The following is an 18,447-nucleotide window of genomic DNA, read 5'->3' as shown; positions in this document are numbered from 1 at the left end:
GGGTCTCAGTGGCGTGTACCTGGCTGGAGGGTGTCGAGGTGAGCGACCCGTAAAGCCAGTTCCAGGGCCTGTTCATAGTTGAGTCGCGGATCGACCTTGCTCAGATAGCGTCGGGAAAGATCTTCTGGTTGCAGGTCACGGGCGCCACCCAGGCATTCGCTCACATCGTCGCCTGTCAGCTCCAGATGCAGGCCGCCCAGCCGTGTGCCGTGGTCACTGTGGACGAGGAATGCGGCCTCGATCTCCGCCATGATGAGTTCGAAACGCCGGGTCTTGGTGCCACAGGCCAGTGTCTCGGTATTGCCGTGCATCGGATCGCACAGCCACAGCACGTTGGCGCCGGCCCGGCGGACCGCGTTAAGCAGGGCGGGCAGCTTTTCGCGCAGGTCGCGGGCGCCAAGCCGATGAATCAAGGTCAGGCGCCCCGGCTCATTGTCGGGGTTCAGTCGTTCGATCAACGCCGTTAACTCATCGGCAGAAAGATCACTGCCTACTTTCACCCCGAGCGGGTTACGGATGCCGCGACAGAACTCCACATGAGCGCCCTCCAGGTCCGCGGTTCGCTTGCCGATCCAGGGGAAATGCGTCGACAGATCGAACCAGCCTTCAAACCCGGGCACTTGCCGGGTCAGGCCGTGTTCATAGTCGAGCAACAGCGCCTCATGGGACGTGAAGATGTCCCGGTGGAGGAAGTTGTCGGTATCACTGCCGGCCAGGGTGTTCATGAAGTGCAAGGCGTGGTGCACACCCTGGACTGTGTGCAGATAGGTGTCGCGCTCTGGCAGATGATCGGCCCACTTCATGGCCCAGTTCTTCGGCATCAGCAGTTCACCGATGCCGGTTTCATAAAGTGCACGCACAAAACCCAGGGTCGACGCCGAGTGAGCGTGGGCCTTGAGCAGGCGCCCGGGGTCGGCACGGCGTGCGTCATGCTCGAATTCGCTGTCATTGACGATATCGCCGCGGTACACCGGCAGGCTGTCCGCACCCAAGGTTTCGGTATCACAGGAACGCGGTTTGGCGTATTGGCCGGCGAGACGGCCCATGCACACCACCGGCATTTGCAAGCGGTGCATCAGCACTTGGCTCATCTGCTGCAGTACCTTGAGCTGGCTGGCCACTGCCTCACTGGTACATTGCGCGAACGATTCGGCGCAATCGCCCCCCTGCAGGATGAAACGCTTACCGTCCTGGGCCTGGGCAATCAAGGCCTTGAGCTGGAGGACTTTGTTGGCGCTAACCAGTGCAGGGCTGCGGGCAAGGACGTGCAACGCTTGCCGGTGTTCCTGTGAGCACGCGTACGTCGGTTGATGAAGCGCGGGTCGCGAGCGCCACGACTCAGGCGTCCAGTCCGACACGGGTGTGTTCGGGTTTTTCTGCGTGGACAGCATTCAGCGTCTCCTTGTCGAGTTCAACAGTCGAGGATTCAGCCGGTGTATTACAAGTGGACCAGCGCCGACTCAATAGTGGCTATACATGTTTTTTGCGATAAGTACTCTCTAGCCGGTGGTGATAATGCGACGATGAAAAGAAGATGGGAAATATTATAAAAGTCTCTGTTTAATACTTTTGAACGAGAATGATATGAGGGTGGGCGGCAGTGGTTCGAGTGTGTACGGGTTGGTTAGTTGAAGATTGTTATCCATAAGTGTATTCGCGCGTCAGGCGTAAATATTTAATAAGTCACAGCGCAACACTAATTTATCCATAGGTCTGATATCTCCAGGCTCTTACAAAAAGACCGGAAAAGTATTTTACATTAGTGGGCGACTCGCCAATTCTCGTTGAGGTTTTTAAAAGAGGGCGAGTTAATGTTAGTTCACAACGATCATTACTATGGGATTTTGCAGGGGGCCGAACGTGAAATCCTGCATCACGGAGACTTGATCCCGGATGAGCCATTCTATGAGCGCAAACTGGAAGCCGTTTGGGCGCGTGCGCGGCACAGCGAATTTTACCGAGCGCTGGGGGCCTACAGCCTCGCCGGGTTCCAGGCACTTGCGCTGACGCCAAAGGCGAGCCTCAAGGCTTCACCCCAGGCGTTCTGCACGGTCGATTACGGTCAGGCCGCCAAGTATTACGCCACCACCGGCACCACGGGCCAGCCCACTCCCAGCCCGCGGCTCAAGGAAGACGTGATCTGGAACTCCGTTTCGGTGGCGTTCCACTGGCGTCACATCATCAAGCCCGGGTCACGGGTCGCCAACCTCATGCCTTCGGACGTCGTTCCTGTAGGGGACCTGATCGCCAACGTCTGCGAATACCTCGATGTTTCCCACGTGCGCGCCTACCCCTTTACCACCGGGATTACCGATTGGGAGCGCTTGTGCACGATGTTCGAAACTTACCAGCCTACGGTGATTTTCATTGCGCCCGGCGTGCTGGTTCAACTGACCCGTTACCTCAAACAGCGGCAGATGCTTGACCGGATTGCCGGGTCGGTGAACGCCATCATGTTGCTGGGTGAGGTCAATACCCGACCGTTCCGGCAAAAGCTTGGGCAGTGGTGGGGGTGCGACATCCACGACGCCAGCTACGGCAGCACTGAAACCGGCACCCTGGCGGCCGTCACCCAAGGCAAGGTCCAGCGGTTGACCACCGCCACCAATTATTTCGAACTGGTGACCGCCGATGGCCGGGTGGTACCCCTGAGCGAAGGGGCTACCGGTCGGCTGGTAGTGACCCCGCTGAACCTGTACGCCCGGCCTTTGTTGCGTCTGGATACGGGCGATAGCGTGACTATCACTTCGCACTGTGCGCCAGGTTTGCCGGGCCCCACGATGCTGGTCAATGGGCGGGATTCGGATGCGGTGGTGGTGGCGGGCGTAGACCTGGAAATCCGCAAGATCGAGGAGATCGTCTACGGCAGCTGCAACGCCACCGGTTACCTGATTGAGGTGGACCGACAGACAGACACTGCCAACCTGATCCTTGAGCGCGACGTGGTCTGGGACAACAGCACCGAGCCCATGCTCGCCGACTCGTTGCGTTCATCCTCCCAGGACCGGATCAAGCTGCATTGGGACAAGATCCTGTTCGTCAATAACCTGGCTGCCATCAACAAGAGCGGCGCTTCACAAAAGAGCTGGAAGAAGACCAACCTGCGTTTCGTGGGAGGTCAGCAATGACTTCTTCCAGTCAGGTGCGGCCGCACTTTCCCGACGGTTTTGGCGTGGTCAGCGGTCAACCGGATTTGTGGTGTACCTATGCCGCCATTCGCAGCCTGGCCTGGGTCGATCGATTGCACAGCGCCGACCAACCGCAGATACGCCGCTACATCCAGTCCCGGTACAACCGCGACGGCGGCTACGCATGGAGCAAAGGCATGCCTTCGGATGCCTGGGCGACGTTTTATTGCACCGAAACCCTCAACGACCTGGGCGGCATGGAGCCTGTCGCCGAGGCCACCGAGGCCTGGCTGGACAGTCTGTCGGATGGCCGCGCCTACGGCATGTGCGCGGGGCAGGGCGCTGATGTCTGGGCGACGCATTACGCCGTGCGAACCCTGGTCAATGTCTGCCATCGCGAGGTGAAAGAGCCTACGGCGTTACTTGACTGGCTCAGCGGTTTGCAGTGCGAGAACGGTGGCCTGAGCTGGTCGCCCGAGTTCGCCCGTCGCGACAAGGCCGACGTCCGCGCCTGTTTTTATGGCGTCATGGCCTGGAAGGCGCTCAGCCAGCAAGGCGCCTGGGTGCCGACGTGGGACATGGAGCGTCTGGTCAAGTGGTTGCAACTTCAACAGCTCGACTGCGCTGGCTTCAGGTTCAGCGAGGCGGCGGACAGTCCTTGTCTGTGGGCGACTTACCGCGCCACGGCGACCTTGGCCGCGCTGGGGGCCGGACCACTGGGGGCCTCCGACTGCGTGGACTGGATCTATTCGCTGCGCGGCCCGGGCGGTGCCTTTGTGCGTTGGGAAGGTTACGACTGCGAGGATGTCTGGGCGGTGTTTTGCGCCGTTGGTTCGCTCAAGGCATTGAACCAGGATGTCCGCGCCCTGGGGGATGACGTGAGCCGGTTCATCCAGCACCTTTATGTCGACACTGGCGGCTACACCTACCGTGAAAAAAGCGCCGCGGCCGACGTGCTGACGACGGCGGCAACGGTGCTGGCCGGCCACCTCGAACCGGAGGCGGCAGAGTCGGCCGTTCGCTGGATCGAGGGCTGTCAGATGCCCAACGAGGCGGGCGTCATGTACATGCCCGGGCGTGGCGCCGAAGTGCGTTGTACGGCCTGGGCATTGGCGACCGGAGCCTTTCGGGCGGCGCCGGAACGCCGGCGCGAGATACTTGCCTGGCTGGCCAGGATTCAGAATCCCGATGGCGGGTTCGGGTTCTGGGAAGGGCGCGGCTCGGACATGGTGTCGACGGCGTCAGCGGTGTCGATTGCGCAAATGCTGGGGGACGCGCAAGGCATCGACCTCGGGCAACTGGAGCGGTTTGTCCGCCGTTGCAGCGTGTCGGAACAACCGTCGATGTTCAGTAATTTTCCGGCGGCGACCCCATCGTTTCGAGCCAGTATCCAGGCGCTTAAATGCCTTCAGTTCCTGGGGCATGGCGAGGTGATTGCGTTGCAAGGCCTGCTGGCCCGGCACAAGGTCAAGCAGGGCGGGTTTGCCAACGTCGGCAATCGCATCCCGGACTTACTGAGCACCTACGAAGCCATCGCCGCGATGAATGCTTTCGGCCTCGAAGTGGAAGGCCCGCACCTGACGTACTTCCTGGACAAGGTGGCAACCGCAGCCGGTTACGCGTGGTCGCCAATGTTTCGAGAAGGTGAAGATGCGTTGTCCGGATGCCTGGGCAGTTTGCTCCGACATCACATGGACGGACGGCTGAACTCACTTCCCCATTTGTACTTGTCTTGAGAGGTTGAGCGTGCCCACGATCAACATAAGTTCCGGTGTTCTTGGAATAAGCGAGAAGAAAAGAATCGCCTTGAAAGTTGCCCGGGAACTCAAGGGTCATGGCCTTGATCCGGCGCACTGCATGGTGATCTTTAGTGTGCTGGATGAGCAGAGTGTCTTTAGTGCCGGTCTGCCGCTGCCGGTCAATCATGCTGACTCGGGGAAGAGTCGGGTGTTTTTTATCAGGGCATCGATTGCCGCCAGCCGGGATCAGTTCTTTCGAAAGGACTTTGCCCATCAATTGTTCAACTTTTTTGCTGAACACTTTGCCGATGTATTTTTCTACCTGCAGTACGAAGACGTATGTCCAGAAAGTGTTTTCTACTCGACAGGTGACTTTCTGAATAACGCTGCCACAAAGGGTTAATAACATGTCGAGTTCAAATACGGTAAATGAAGATATCCGCGCTTCGCTAGAAGCTTTATTGGGACCGGAGGTACGAACCATTGGTGCCGACCAGAGCTTTCGGGATTTCATCGGAGAGCGATTCGACAGCCTGATGGCCGTCGAAGTGGTGACCACCATTGAAGAGCGTTTCGGGATCGAGGTCGACTTCGTCGGTGACGACGTTCGTTACTGGTTCGAGACGCTGGAAAAGATGGAGCAGTTTGTCAAAGGCCGGCTTGAAGACAACGCCACGCTGCAGGCTGTGTGAAATGAGTGGGGAACAGGTCTTCAGCACCTCCGGTTCGACCTCCTCACCTTGCCAGTGGGTGCGTACGCGCCAGCAGATGGAACAGGAAGCTGCGTTGGTCCTGGGGCGCTGGGCGCCCGGGGTCACCGACATCCTGTCGTTCGCCCCCCCTGAACACAGTTACGGAATGATCCTGGGACAGGTCGGCGCCGAAGTCACTCACGCCAGGCTGCAGCAATGCTCGCTGGAAAACCTGGTGTTGCCGGATCTGCAAGTGCTTGGCCCGACGGTGATTCTGTGCATCGCCAGCACCTGGAAGGTCTTGGCGTCATTGCTTGAGCGCCTTGTCGAGCAGGTTCCGGTGTTGGTGCTGCACAGCGCATCGGTGCTGCCCAGCGGCGCTCATGAAGTGGTCACCCGCTTTGCCGGGCGAGAGGTGGGTTTTGTCGAGATTCTTGGCTCGACCGAGACCGGCGCCATCGCTCACCGCCCGGTGGTCGAAGAGACGCAGGCGCCGATCGGCTGGACGGTGTTCGAGGACGTTTCGTTGCTCAACAGGACGGGTATTGAGTCACGCCTGGAAATCCACAGCCCGCGTATTGCCCGTGCCGTCGGACATCGAGTGCCGGCGCTGACGCACCAAAGTGATGACCTGGTCGTTGCGTTGGACCGCGAGCACTTTCATTGGCAGGGAAGGGCCAGTCAACTGATCAAGATCAACGGCGTGCGCCAGGACCTTGGAGTCATCCAGGCCGAGCTCATCGCTGCGACGCACTGCCAGAACCTGGTCTGCGTACCCCTGCGCGATGCACTTCGCGGGGAGTCCTATCAAGTGCTGTTCAGTGCACTTGGCCACAACGAGGCCAGCATCCTCCAGGCAATCAACCTCCTGGGCACCCATTTCCCCAGGCCCGTGCAGGTCCGACGCGTTGAGCATTTGCCAGTGTCCGCCAGCGGCAAGCCACAGGCCTGGGCTATCCAGGAAACAGGGAAAAGAATGCCATGAACACCCGCATTGCAGAACAGAGCATCAAACATTACCTGTCCGGGCAGACGACGTCGCAGGAACAGGTTGTCGCGTTACCGGACTTTCTCAAGCTATCGATGCGAGAGCGCCACAGGTTGCTCGAACAGCAGCCGCAGTTGAAGGAACAATGGGCCATGCACTATGCCCAGTGGGCGGCTTGGGCCGACAGCCAATACCGGTGTCTGGTGTCGAGCGTGGCCGACGACGACGCGGTGTTTCGTCTGGGGGTCAAGGATACGGTGGACGTTCAAGGCATGCCGACGCGACTGGGGCTGCGCAGCTATCGCCACTATCCCCGAGCGTCCGCCAGCGCATTGAGGGGATTGCACCCTGAGGTCCGAACGCTGTTCAAGGTCGCCACCACGGAACTCAACATAGGGTTTGTCTCCGGTTGCAGCAACCCGTTGTACCCGACCATTGATCCGTCGGGGTCCAGTACCGGTTCGGCGGTCGCGGTGGCGGCGCATATCTGCGATATCTCCCTGGGCACGGATGTGCTCGGGTCGGTCCGCTGGCCGGCAGCCCATTGCGGCATGGTCGGGCTGCGGATGACTCACAAGCCGGACAATCTGGACGGGGTTTTTCCGTTGTCGCCCTCCATGGACGCGCTGGGGTGGATCACCCGTACCGTCGATGACCTGGATTTTCTGCTGCCAAGATTGGGCCTGGACAAGCAACTCGGCGAGCAGCTACCGCCCAAGCGCGATTACCGGATCGGGGTTTTGACGCATATCGACGAAGGGCTGACCAGCGCACCGATGCTCGACATGATGCGCCAGGCAAAAACGTTGCTGGCTGACCTGGGCATGCAGCAGGTGCCCGTGCAGTTGCCTGAACTCTGGGCCTGTCGCGGCGCCGCCTGGCAGTTGTGCGCTCGCGATGCCTGGGTGGCTTCGCAGGTCTGGGAAGGTGTATTCAATACCGAGTTGCACTGGTCGACGCTCGCGGCCCTTGAGGTCGGGGCCGAACTCACAGACACCGAATACGCGCAAATCGCCGAACGCATGCAATCGGTACGCGCCGGGATCGGAACGTGTTTTGACGAAGCGTCGGTGGATTTCGTGATTTTTCCTATCGACCCGTATCGTCCTTTCAACACGAAAAATCCCCAGCCTGGCGACTCGACCATTCCATCCCCCGTCGATGTCGACTACGCACGGAAAATCGGTTTTACACCGCTAGCCAGCTTCAGTGGACTGCCCGCTATTACCTTGCCCATCACCCTGAGTGCCGACGGCAAGGCGCCCCTGGCGTTACAGATCATGGGGCGACGAGACAGCGAGCTGCAATTGATCGACCTGGCCAAACGACTCGAGTCGCTGCGTGGCCCGATGCCCGCTGCTTCAACCGCTAAATAAGGATCACCTGATATGTGTGGAATTGCTGGATGGGTCGATTTTTCGAGAGTACTCACAGGTCAGGCCTCGATCGTTCGAGAGATGACCGCTAGCCTCGCCCGACGAGGCCCGGATGCCGAAGGCGTATGGCAGGGGCAGCACGCCTTGCTCGGGCATCGGCGTCTGTCGATTATCGATTTGAGTGGCGGGGCGCAACCGATGAGCTACACCACCGGCAGCGGTGCCGAAGTGGTGCTGGTCTACACCGGTGAGGTCTACAACTATGTCGAGTTGCGTGAGCGCCTGCGCAGTGCCGGTCACCGGTTTATTACCCGCAGCGATACCGAGGTGGTGCTGCATGCCTACCTGGAGTGGGGAGAGCAGTGTGTGGAGCACCTCAACGGCATGTTTGCCTTCGCCGTGTTTGATGGTCGCAGTGCGCGTTTGCTGTTGATGCGCGATCGCCTGGGGGTCAAGCCGCTGTTTTATGCGCCTCTGGACTCGGGCTTGCTGTTCGCCTCGGAGCCGAAGGCAATCCTGGCCCATCCGCAGTTCAAGCGTGCGCTGGATGTCGTTGGCCTGGTGGATGCGTTGTCATTGTCCAAAGCCACCACGCAGACGCCGTTCCAGGGCATCCGCGAGTTGACTCCCGGCCATTGCTTGCAACTGACGGCCGGGCGGGGTCCCGTCCTGCAACGCTACTGGTCGCTGGAGCGCCGGGAGCATACCGACAGCCTGGCGCAAACCGTCGAAAGGACCCGAGCCCTGCTTGAAAAGGCGCTGGGTGAACAGCTCTATGCCGACGTGCCCGTGTGTACATTGCTGTCAGGTGGCCTCGACTCAACGATTTTGACGGCCATGGCTCAGAAGAAACTGCAAGCGGAGCAGGGCGGTGTGGTCAACTCGTTCTCCGTGGATTTTGTCGGCCAGGCCGAACAGTTTCGCAGTGACAGTTTTCGCCCCGACCGCGATCAACCGTTTGCATTGGCGGCCGCCGAAGCCATTGGCAGCCATCACCAGACCATCTTGATTGAAAATCAGGAGTTGGTGGCCGAGGCCGCACGGCAATCGGTGTTCAGGTCCAACGATTCGGCCCAGACGTTTGGTGATGTAGATACGTCCCTGTATTTGCTGTTCAAGGCGATACGTGAACATTCCACGGTGGCCATTTCAGGCGAGGCGGCGGATGAGGTGTTCGGTGGCTACGCCTGGTTCCGCGATCCTCACGCCCTGCAAGCCCAGCGTTTTCCATGGTTGTCGCGCATGCAACTGTTGCACAGCGAGATGATCAATCCGGATTTCAACAAACTCTGCGATTTCACCGAGTACCAGCGCGCCAGTTACGGTCAGGCCGTGGACAGTGTCGAGCATCTGCGCGGCGACAGCGTCGATGAGCGCAAGATGCGGGAGGTTTGCCACATGCATGTGCATCGCTGGATGCCGATCCTGCTCGACCGCAAGGATCGCTTGAGCATGTACGCCGGCCTGGAGGTGCGGGTGCCTTACACCGATCATGAGTTGGTCGAGTACGTCTATAACGTGCCATGGGACATCAAAAGCAAGGACGGCGTCGAGAAGTGGCTGCTCAAGCAAGCCTGTGCAGACCTGGTGCCTGCCGCGGTGCTGCAACGCAAGAAGAGTCCTTATCCGACGTCGGCAAACCTGGCCTATGAGCAGTTTTTACGTGGACAAACCCAGGCATTGCTGCAAGAGCCGGGTAATGCGGTGTTCCAGATCATCGATCGCACTCACCTGCGCCGTGAGCTTGAGCACCCTGCGGGCTATTTCAACTCCCAACTCAAGCGCAATAACCTGGAAACGGCGCTCTCCCTGGGGGCCTGGCTCAAGGACTACAACCTGGCGCTCTAGCGAACCTGTTCGGCCAGGGCGCCTTCGACATGAGGCTCTGCGCTGAAGTCGAGCATGGAAATAAAACTATCCATCAGCGGTGATTCGTTGTGGGTATTCCAGCTCATGTACAACCCGATGGCGGGGTTGGGCGACTCGGTTACCGGGAAAATTCTGCGAAACAGAACCTTGTCGCGCATGATCGAGTTGGCGATGGATTCGGGTACCAGCGCCACGCCGAACCCGCAGGCCACCAGGCCGATCAGGGTGTGAATCTGTGCAGCTTCCTGCACCACTTTCGGATAAAAACCGGCGGCTTCGCATAAGGCAATGAGCTGGCTGTGATAACCGGTGCCCAGGGCTTCGGGGGTGAACACGAAGTCTTCGCCGGCGAAATCCCGCAGGTCGATTTGCCCGGCTTGTGCTTTTGGATGATGGGTGGGGAGCGCCATGACGATTTCTTCGTCGAGCAACAAGCGCGATTCGATGTTGTCCGCCGAAATGGGCAGTTTGCGCATGAAGGCGATATCGGCGTCTCCGGACAGAATCGCCTTGGCCTGGCTGGAGGATGGCATTTCCTTGATGATCAGCTGGACCTTGGGAAAGGTTTCGCGAAACTGCCTGAGGGTATTGAGCAGCGACTCGTAGTAGGCGATGGACACCGCGGTGACCGTGAGTTTGCCGGCGATGCCTTCGGATACCTGGCGAGCGTGTTCCACCCCCAGCTCCAGCTCCTTGAGTGTGCTGTAGGCCGCCTCCAGAAAGGCACTGCCTGCGGGTGTCAGTTTTACCCCGCGCTTATTGCGCGTGAACAGGCTGAAACCCAATTTGTCTTCCAGGCGATTGATGGCCTGACTCAGGGGAGGCTGGGCCATGTGCAGGCGAATCGCGGCTTTGTGAAAATGCAGTTCTTCCGCCACGGCAATGAACTGCCTGAGTAGTCGGGTTTCGATCATTCTTCCGTTCCTTCATTTGAATTGATCAGTGCTGCGAAATGGGTCTGGCGTCATCCCTCCGGGATCATCGGTGAGCACAAGATGCTGTCATGAGCGTCCCGGGTAGAAACCGTGCAGGCCCGCATACGAGACACAACCCCCCGGCTTAAGTTCACGGACGGGGTTTTGCGAGCTTGATCCAGGCATTGATTTGATATGAGCCAGGTATCAACTTCGCCCCTCATTAGTATTAAACAACCCTCCTTTTCATTGTTAAGGTGAACTGGCAATCAAGAGGGGAAAACGATGAACTTTTCAGGAAAGACGGCGATTGTAACGGGCGCTGGTCGAGGCCTCGGTTTCGTCTATGCACGGGAATTGGCCAGGCTGGGCGCCAATGTCGTGATCAGTGATATCGGTGCGGACAACATCGGCGATGGTGCGGACACATCCATTGCCCTCGATGCCGCCCGGACGCTTCAGTCCGAGGGTTACAGCGTTATCGGCCACCACGGCGACCTGGCTTCCGAGCAAGGTTGTCGGCAATTGGTCGAGACGGCCATCGAGGCATTCGGGCAACTCGATATCGTGATCCACAACGCCGGTTGGGTCGGTTATCAATCGATTGAAGAGGCCGAGTTGTCATTTATCGAGCGCGCGGTGGATATCAATATCCATACGCCCATCTGGCTGTGCAAGCATGCCTGGAAACACCTCAGGCAATCTGCTGTTGCGCGTGTGGTCCTGACCTCTTCGGATCGGGCGATGTACCAGCAATATGCTCAGCCGGGCCTGGTGGCTTATGCGGCGGGCAAAATGGCACAACTGGGCATCATGAACGCGCTGAGCATGGAAGGCGCAACCGATGGCATCCTGGTCAATGCCGTATCGCCCGTCGCCAAAACCAGGATGTGGGGCGTGACCGGGGAACCGGACAATCTGAAGCCTGAGTGGGTGGCGCCCGGTGTGATTTTCCTGGCTTCGCAACTGTGTCAGGACACCGGCTACATTCTGCGAGCCAGCAATGGCCAATTCACTGCTACACGGTTTGCCGAGAACAAGGGCGTCGACTATCCCGTCGACCTGGCCCGGGTCGAGGCATCCAGCGCCGAGCAAATTGCTCAATTGTGGGACCACATCAAGGAGTGTTGATATGCCTGCTCAGGAAGAGCTGCGGCTTTTTTCATCGTGTCAGTCTGATCTGGGCGAAAGCCCGGTTTGGGACGAAACCTGCAACGCGCTGTTGTTCGTGGACATTTCAGGAGGACAGATCAACGTCCTGGACGAACAGGCCAACCTTACACGGCTCTACGAGTCGCCATCACGGATCGGTGCGTTGGCATTGACCCAGGCCGGTAACCTGATTTTTACCCAGAATGCCGGCGTCGCCGTTCTGAATCGTGTCAGCCTTCGGGTGAGCCAAAACTCGAAACTGGCGATTACGCTTTCCTCCTTTCGTTTCAACGATGGTGCTTGTGATCCTCAGGGACGCTTCATCACCGGATTGATGGACGAAGCTCACAGCAAAAATACCGGCAAGCTGTATCGATATGACGCAGGGCTGAACGCCTCGGTGATGCTGGACCATATCTGCCTGCCCAATGGCCTGGTGTGGTCAATCGACGGCAGTGAACTGTTTTTTGTCGATTCGGTAGCGCGCACTATTTACCGCGCCCGCTATCCGGCCACTGGCCAATACCTGGAACAGGTGTCGGTGTTTGCCCATACACCGCCGGACCTCGGTCGCCCGGACGGGTTGGCGATGGACGTGGAAGGGGGCATCTGGGTATGCCAGTTCAATGGCGGCTGCCTGCTCAGGTACGATCGCCACGGCGAATTGACCCAGACCCTTGAGGTGCCGGTCCCGCGTCCCACCAGTTGCTGCTTCGGCGGGGCGGACATGCGCACGTTGTTCATCACCAGCGCCAAATTCGGTATGTCGCCTGCCGAACAGGCGGACTTCCCCGAATCCGGAAATATCTACTGCATCCGACTGCCGATCCCCGGCGTTCCCCGGCACCGGTTCAAGGAGCTTTAAGGCCTTTGCAGGCTCTCTCGGTCAGTTGGCCTCGCGGTTGAACTGAGGTTTATCGGCCATGCGCCGCGTTCGCCAATTGCCCGGTATCCACCCGCACGAAAATCGAGTCGCCAATCGCGGTAAGCACGTCGCCGGCGAAAACCTCGCAGACCACCCGGGTTTTGCGCCCGACATCGCCCTCGACTTTCGCCCGCAGGGTCAGCGGCACGCCCATGGGTGTCGGTTTGATGAACTTGATGCCGAGGTTGCCGGTGACGCAATCGATGCGCGGCAGGCTTCCCGCTTCACGCTGTTCCGCGCGGTAGTGGTAGGCCATCGCCGTCCAGTTGGAGTGGCAATCGACCAGCATCGCAATCAAACCGCCGTAGACCAGATCCGGCCAGCCGCAGTATTTGGCCTCCGGGATGTGCTCGGCGATGACATGCACGCCGTCTTCATGCCAGACGCTCTTGATGTGCAGCCCATGCGGGTTGCTACCGCCGCAGCCGTAACACACGCCTTCGGGCGCGGCGCTGTCTTGCAGGGACGTTTCGAAATGAGGCATGACGCGGTCCTTCTGAACGATTTGAGCTAGACGTTGGCCGATTGTAACGCTGAACCGGTGGGGAGTCGGCGCTACAGCCACGCCTCGATAATCCGCCGATCCAGCTCTTCCCACTCCGCCATGCCCAACACCCGCGTGGTATTGAGCCCACGCAAATACCCGCGCAGCTGGTTGGCGGCCGCACGCACTGGCTCCGAGTCGGGCGCCTTTTCGCGCAGCACGGTTTCGTACTCGACCAGGTATTCGGACACCCGGTCGCGGAATTCAGGCAAAACGGCATCGCGGATCAGATCAAAAGTTCGCACTGCGGGCCTCTGTGGTTTTTGAGTTGTGGTTGAGTGTGGATCAGTTTGTACGCCCTGCAACGACCGAGCGCTTCGCAGACCCAACGCCGTTGCAGCCTGCCGACACGACGCAACATAAATCAGATTCCTCTCGCCTGAAAGGTAACCCTCTATTGCATACGCCAAATTTCTTTGTTAGCTTCGCTGAAAATGTTATCGATAACATTTGCTCCAAAACAATAAAAACAACAGAGAATTACTCCATGAAAATGCTTCCGAAAACCCTGTGTTTGCTGGCTTTTAGTGTGAGTTTTGCCTGTGCCGGGACTGCCAGTGCGGATACCCCGTCCAAACCGCTGCGTATCGGTGCTTCCTTCCAGGAAATCAACAACCCCTATTTCGTCACCATGAAAAACGCCCTGCAGGACGCTGGCGGCAGCATCGGTGCGCAACTGATCATCACCGATGCCCGGCATGACGTGTCCAAACAGGTCAGCGACATCGAAGACATGCTGCAAAAGGGCATCGATATTCTGATCATCAACCCCACCGACTCGGTCGGCGTGCAGTCGGCCGTCAAGTCTGCCCATGCGGCCGGTGTTGTGGTGGTGGCGGTGGATGCCCAGGCCGATGGGCCGCTGGATTCCTTCGTCGGCTCGAAAAACTTCGACGCCGGGTCCCAGGCCTGCGAGTACCTGGCGAAGAGCATCGGCAACAAGGGCGATATTGCCATCCTCGACGGCATCGCCGTGGTGCCGATCCTTGAGCGCGTGCGCGGCTGCAAAGACGCGCTGGCCAAGCACCCGGACATCAAGATTGTCAGCATCCAGAACGGCAAGCAGGAACGTGATCAGGCGCTGACCGTCACCGAAAACATGTTGCAGGCACAGCCCGGCCTCAAGGGCCTGTTCAGCGTCAATGACAACGGCTCCCTCGGCGCCTTGTCGGCCATCGAAGCCAGTGGCCTCGACGTCAAACTGGTCAGCGTCGACGGCGCGCCGGAAGCGATCAAAGCCATTCAGAAACCTGGCAGCAAATTCATCGCCACCTCGGCGCAGTTCCCCCGTGACCAGATCCGCCTCGCCCTCGGCGTGGCCCTGGCGAAGAAGTGGGGGGCGCAAGTCCCTGCGGCCATCCCGGTGGACATCGCGTTGATCGATCAGGCCAAGGCCAAAGACTTCAGTTGGTAGGTGCCCCCGCGCCTGGCGCAACACGCCGGGCGCGGTCATTGGTGTGCATCAATCGAAGGATGAGGGCGGCGGCATGAGCAGTCTTTTGAAGTTGGAAAACATCTGTAAATCCTACCCCGGCGTGCAAGCGCTCAAAGGTATCGACCTGGAAGTGCAGCGCGGTGAAATACACGCCTTGCTCGGTGAGAACGGCGCGGGCAAGTCGACCCTGATGAAAATCCTGGTGGGCGTGGAGCATCAGGACCAGGGGCAGATTCTGATCGATGGCCAGGCGCAGCAGTTTGCGACCTACCACGACGCCATCGCCGCCGGCATTGGCATCGTGTTCCAGGAGTTCAGCTTGATCCCGTACCTGAATGCGGTAGAGAACATCTTCCTCGGCCACGAACTGGTCAGTGGCCTGGGCCTGCTGCGCAAGCGCGAGATGCAGGACAAGGCGCGGGCGTTGTTCGTGCGTTTGGGTGTGAGCATCGACCTGCAATGCCCGATCAAACACCTCAGCGTGGCCGAGCAGCAGTTCGTCGAAATCGCCAAGGCCCTGGCGCTGGATGCGCGTTTGCTGGTGCTCGACGAACCCACCGCGACCCTCACGCCGACCGAGGCCGAATTGCTGTTCCAGATTATGCGTGAACTCAAGCGCCAGGACGTGGCGGTGATTTTCATCTCCCATCACCTGGAAGAGATTTTCCAGGTCTGCGACCGCATCAGCGTGCTGCGCGACGGCTGTAATGTCGGGGTCACCGATGTGGTGGACAGCGACATCGATCGGCTGGTGGAAATGATGGTCGGTCGGCGCCTGGAGTGCAGCTTTCCGCCGAAGACGCAAAAGCCTCGCGGCCCGGTGCTGCTGGAGGTCAAGGACATTCAATTGACCCGCAACGGTCCGCACAATCATTTTGAGTTGCACCAGGGCGAGATTCTCGGCTTCGCCGGGCTGGTCGGCTCGGGGCGCACCGAACTGGCGTTGGCGGTGATCGGTGCCTTGCCGGTTGTTAGCAAGGACGTTCACTTGCGCGGGCACAGCGTCAGCCTGCGCGACCCTGCTCAGGCCCTGGCGCAAGGCATCGGCTTGCTGCCGGAAAGTCGCAAGAGTGAAGGGCTGATCACCGATTTCAGCATCCGCGAAAACATCTCGCTGAATAACCTGCAAAAGTACGAGCACTACCACCTGATTGATCAGGGCCAGGAGTGCAGCACCACTGAAGCCTTGATGAAGCAACTGTCGATCAAGGCCCCCAGCGGCGAGAGCCGGGTGTTCAACCTCAGCGGTGGCAATCAGCAGAAAGTCGTGATTGCGCGCTGGATCAACCACCACTGCGACATCCTGATTTTCGACGAACCCACACGCGGCATCGACGTCGGCGCCAAGGCCGAAATCTATGCGCTGATGCGTGCCCTGACCGAACAGGGTTACGCGATCATCATGATTTCCTCGGAACTGCCGGAAGTCATCGGCATGTGCGACCGCGTGGCGGTTTTCAACAAAGGCGCCATCGTCACAGTGCTGGAAGCCTCCGCCGTCAACCCGCAGGAAGTCATGCGCCACGCCACCGGGAGCCAGAATGAATACCTCCATTAATACCTTCGACCCATCGCGGCTGCGCTTTAACGTTGCGCGTCTGTCTCGTTCGCCTGCGTTCTTTCCCTTTGTCGGGCTGCTGGTGGTCACGCTGTTCATGATCTTCGCCAGCGACAAATTCCTCACCTCGGCCAACCTGGAGAACATCGCCCGGCAAGTGTCGATCAACGCGATCATCGCGGTCGGCATGACCTGCGTGATTCTCACCGGCGGCATCGACTTGTCGGTGGGGCCGGTGATGGCTTTGTCCGGCACGTTGACCGCCGGTTTGATGGTCGCCGGTTTGCCGCCCGGTCTGGCCATCGGCGCCGGGATGCTGGTGGGCGTGGCGTTCGGCATCGGCAACGGATTGTTCGTCGCTTACCTGCACATGCCGCCGATCATCGTCACCCTGGCGACCATGGGCATCGCCCGCGGCCTGGGCCTGATGTACACCGACGGCTATCCGATTTCCGGGTTGCCGGACTGGTTCGGTTTTTTCGGCCGCGAAAGTCTGTTCGGCGTGCAAGTGCCGATTCTGATCATGCTCGTGACCTACCTGGTGGCCTATGTGCTGCTGCAACACACGCGCATCGGTCGCTACATCTACGCCATCGGCGGCAATGAAGAAGCGGTGCGCTTGTCCGGGGTGCGGGCGCCGCGCTTCAAGTTGCTGGTGTACGGCATCAGTGGTTTGACCGCCGCCATCGCCGGGCTGGTACTGACCTCGCGCTTGATGAGCGGGCAGCCGAATGCCGGTGTGTCGTTCGAACTGGACGCGATTGCCGCCGTGGTGCTGGGCGGTGCGTCGATTGCCGGCGGGCGCGGGGTGATCCTCGGCACGCTGGTCGGGGCGATGCTGCTGGGCGTGCTCAATAACGGTTTGAACATGCTCGGGGTGTCGCCTTACGTCCAGAGCGTTATCAAGGGCGGGATCATCCTGCTGGCGATTTTCATCAGTCGCCAACGGCACAAGTAAGCACTTACAAAAATCAGTCATTTCCGCACGGCGTGAAAGCGCCGTGACGGGCTCTCTCATGCTCAAAAAAGGTTGGACATCATGGACAAGAACACTCAAGCCCAGATGCAAGCGGTTGTCTGCCACGGCCCGAAAGACTATCGCCTGGAACGCATCGGCAAACCGCAGGCGCGGCCCGATGAACTGGTGATCCGCATCGCGGCGTGCGGTATCTGCGCCAGCGACTGCAAGTGCCACTCCGGGGCGGCGATGTTCTGGGGCGGCGACAACCCGTGGGTCAAGGCGCCGGTGGTGCCGGGTCACGAGTTTTTCGGGTATGTGGAGCAGGTGGGCGAGGGCGCCGAGGAACACTTCGAGGTGCAGGTCGGCGACAAGGTGATTGCCGAGCAGATCGTGCCGTGCGGCAAGTGCCGCTTCTGCAAGTCCGGCAAATACTGGATGTGCGAAGTGCACAACATTTTCGGTTTCCAGCGCGAAGTCGCCGAGGGCGGCATGGCGCAGTACATGCGCATCCCCAAAACCGCCATCGTGCACAAGATCCCGGAGTCGGTGTCGCTGGAAGACTCGGCCTTGATCGAACCGATGTCCTGCGCCATCCACACCGTCAATCGCGGTGACATCCAGCTCGACGACGTGCTGGTGATTGCCGGTGCCGGCACCCTCGGCTTGTGCATGGTGCAAGTGGCGGCGCTGAAAACCCCGAAAAAACTGGTGGTGATCGACATGGTCGACGAGCGTCTGGAGCTGGCCAAACAGTACGGCGCCGACGTGGTGATCAACCCGTCCCGGGACGACGCCCGCGCCATCATCAACAGCCTCACCGACAACTACGGCTGCGACGTGTACATCGAAACCACCGGCGTACCGGCGGGCGTGACCCAAGGGCTGGAGCTGATTCGCAAGCTCGGGCGTTTTGTCGAGTTCAGTGTGTTCGGCGCCGAAACCAGTGCCGACTGGTCGATCATCGGCGACCGCAAGGAACTGGATGTGCGCGGCGCGCACCTCGGACCGTATTGCTACCCGGTGGCCATTGACCTGTTCGAGCGCGGCCTGGTGACCTCCAAAGGCATCGTCACTCACGATTTCCCGCTCGACGATTGGGAAGAGGCGTTTGCCCTGGCCAACTCGGTGAAGTCGATCAAGGTCCTGTTGAAGCCAGGCCAGTAAGG

At 59.6% G+C, this 18,447-nt stretch carries 17 protein-coding genes; 13 read left to right on the top strand and 4 right to left on the bottom strand.

What is annotated here, in order from left to right; all coding sequences use genetic code 11:
- Window positions 1-5 precede the first annotated feature (5 nt).
- Entirely contained in the window at window positions 6-1,391 is a 1,386-nt protein-coding gene (locus HKK53_RS07550; RefSeq protein ID WP_169370275.1) for a 3-deoxy-7-phosphoheptulonate synthase, read from the bottom strand.
- Window positions 1,392-1,811: 420 nt separating this feature from the next.
- On the opposite strand from HKK53_RS07550, the gene HKK53_RS07545 reads away from it, so the two are divergent.
- Genes HKK53_RS07545 through asnB form a run of 7 tightly spaced genes read left to right on the top strand, consistent with a single transcriptional unit; the run spans window position 1,812 to window position 9,771 of the window.
- The gene (locus tag HKK53_RS07545) at window positions 1,812-3,128 is read left to right on the top strand and encodes a phenylacetate--CoA ligase family protein (protein ID WP_169370274.1); all 1,317 of its coding nucleotides are present in this window, start codon (window positions 1,812-1,814) and stop codon (window positions 3,126-3,128) included.
- On the top strand, window positions 3,125-4,864 hold the full coding sequence (locus HKK53_RS07540; protein WP_169370273.1) for a prenyltransferase/squalene oxidase repeat-containing protein: 1,740 nt from the start codon (window positions 3,125-3,127) through the stop codon (window positions 4,862-4,864). The genes HKK53_RS07545 and HKK53_RS07540 overlap by 4 nt, the downstream gene beginning before the upstream one ends.
- Before the next feature lie 10 nt (window positions 4,865-4,874).
- On the top strand, window positions 4,875-5,270 hold the full coding sequence (locus HKK53_RS07535; protein WP_169370272.1) for a hypothetical protein: 396 nt from the start codon (window positions 4,875-4,877) through the stop codon (window positions 5,268-5,270).
- Window positions 5,271-5,274: 4 nt separating this feature from the next.
- On the top strand, window positions 5,275-5,559 hold the full coding sequence (locus tag HKK53_RS07530) for an acyl carrier protein (protein WP_169370271.1): 285 nt from the start codon (window positions 5,275-5,277) through the stop codon (window positions 5,557-5,559).
- 1 nt (window position 5,560) lies between these two features.
- Window positions 5,561-6,544: an acyl-CoA synthetase gene (locus tag HKK53_RS07525; RefSeq protein WP_169370270.1), complete on the top strand. Its 984-nt coding sequence runs from the start codon at window positions 5,561-5,563 to the stop codon at window positions 6,542-6,544.
- Window positions 6,541-7,923, top strand: a complete 1,383-nt coding sequence (locus HKK53_RS07520) for an amidase family protein (RefSeq protein ID WP_169370269.1) — start codon at window positions 6,541-6,543, stop codon at window positions 7,921-7,923. The genes HKK53_RS07525 and HKK53_RS07520 overlap by 4 nt, the downstream gene beginning before the upstream one ends.
- A 12-nt stretch (window positions 7,924-7,935) precedes the next feature.
- On the top strand, window positions 7,936-9,771 hold the full coding sequence (gene asnB, locus HKK53_RS07515; protein WP_169370268.1) for an asparagine synthase (glutamine-hydrolyzing): 1,836 nt from the start codon (window positions 7,936-7,938) through the stop codon (window positions 9,769-9,771).
- Here the strand turns inward: asnB and HKK53_RS07510 are convergent.
- Window positions 9,768-10,706, bottom strand: a complete 939-nt coding sequence (locus HKK53_RS07510) for a LysR family transcriptional regulator (RefSeq protein WP_169370267.1) — start codon at window positions 10,704-10,706, stop codon at window positions 9,768-9,770. The two genes, asnB and HKK53_RS07510, sit on opposite strands and share 4 nt — an antisense overlap.
- Before the next feature lie 285 nt (window positions 10,707-10,991).
- On the opposite strand from HKK53_RS07510, the gene HKK53_RS07505 reads away from it, so the two are divergent.
- Together HKK53_RS07505 and HKK53_RS07500 are read left to right on the top strand one after the other, a co-directional pair.
- Complete coding sequence (locus HKK53_RS07505; protein WP_169370266.1) at window positions 10,992-11,837, top strand: SDR family NAD(P)-dependent oxidoreductase; 846 nt, start codon at window positions 10,992-10,994, stop codon at window positions 11,835-11,837.
- 1 nt (window position 11,838) lies between these two features.
- Window positions 11,839-12,723 (top strand): SMP-30/gluconolactonase/LRE family protein, encoded by an 885-nt coding sequence (locus HKK53_RS07500; RefSeq protein WP_169370265.1) that lies wholly within the window; start codon window positions 11,839-11,841, stop codon window positions 12,721-12,723.
- Between the two features lie 49 nt (window positions 12,724-12,772).
- On the opposite strand, the gene HKK53_RS07495 is transcribed toward HKK53_RS07500, so the two are convergent.
- Complete coding sequence (locus HKK53_RS07495) at window positions 12,773-13,267, bottom strand: PaaI family thioesterase (protein ID WP_169370264.1); 495 nt, start codon at window positions 13,265-13,267, stop codon at window positions 12,773-12,775.
- Window positions 13,268-13,338: 71 nt separating this feature from the next.
- Complete coding sequence (locus HKK53_RS07490) at window positions 13,339-13,572, bottom strand: hypothetical protein (RefSeq protein WP_169370263.1); 234 nt, start codon at window positions 13,570-13,572, stop codon at window positions 13,339-13,341.
- A 242-nt stretch (window positions 13,573-13,814) separates the two neighbouring features.
- On the opposite strand from HKK53_RS07490, the gene HKK53_RS07485 reads away from it, so the two are divergent.
- The 4 genes from HKK53_RS07485 to HKK53_RS07470 all read left to right on the top strand — a co-directional run bounded on the left by HKK53_RS07485 (window position 13,815) and on the right by HKK53_RS07470 (window position 18,445).
- Window positions 13,815-14,741: a substrate-binding domain-containing protein gene (locus HKK53_RS07485; protein WP_169370262.1), complete on the top strand. Its 927-nt coding sequence runs from the start codon at window positions 13,815-13,817 to the stop codon at window positions 14,739-14,741.
- 73 nt (window positions 14,742-14,814) lie between these two features.
- Entirely contained in the window at window positions 14,815-16,320 is a 1,506-nt protein-coding gene (locus HKK53_RS07480; RefSeq protein ID WP_169370261.1) for a sugar ABC transporter ATP-binding protein, read from the top strand.
- On the top strand, window positions 16,304-17,278 hold the full coding sequence (locus HKK53_RS07475; protein WP_169370260.1) for an ABC transporter permease: 975 nt from the start codon (window positions 16,304-16,306) through the stop codon (window positions 17,276-17,278). The genes HKK53_RS07480 and HKK53_RS07475 overlap by 17 nt, the downstream gene beginning before the upstream one ends.
- A gap of 81 nt (window positions 17,279-17,359) precedes the next feature.
- Window positions 17,360-18,445, top strand: coding sequence for an alcohol dehydrogenase catalytic domain-containing protein (locus HKK53_RS07470; protein WP_169370259.1), 1,086 nt, complete (start codon window positions 17,360-17,362; stop codon window positions 18,443-18,445).
- Window positions 18,446-18,447: the final 2 nt, after the last annotated feature.

The sequence above is a fragment of the Pseudomonas sp. ADAK7 genome (genome assembly GCF_012935675.1).
Taxonomy (GTDB): Bacteria; Pseudomonadota; Gammaproteobacteria; order Pseudomonadales; family Pseudomonadaceae; genus Aquipseudomonas.
Note: the sequence above shows the minus strand (reverse complement) of the source record. Positions and strands in the feature narration are given on the sequence as shown.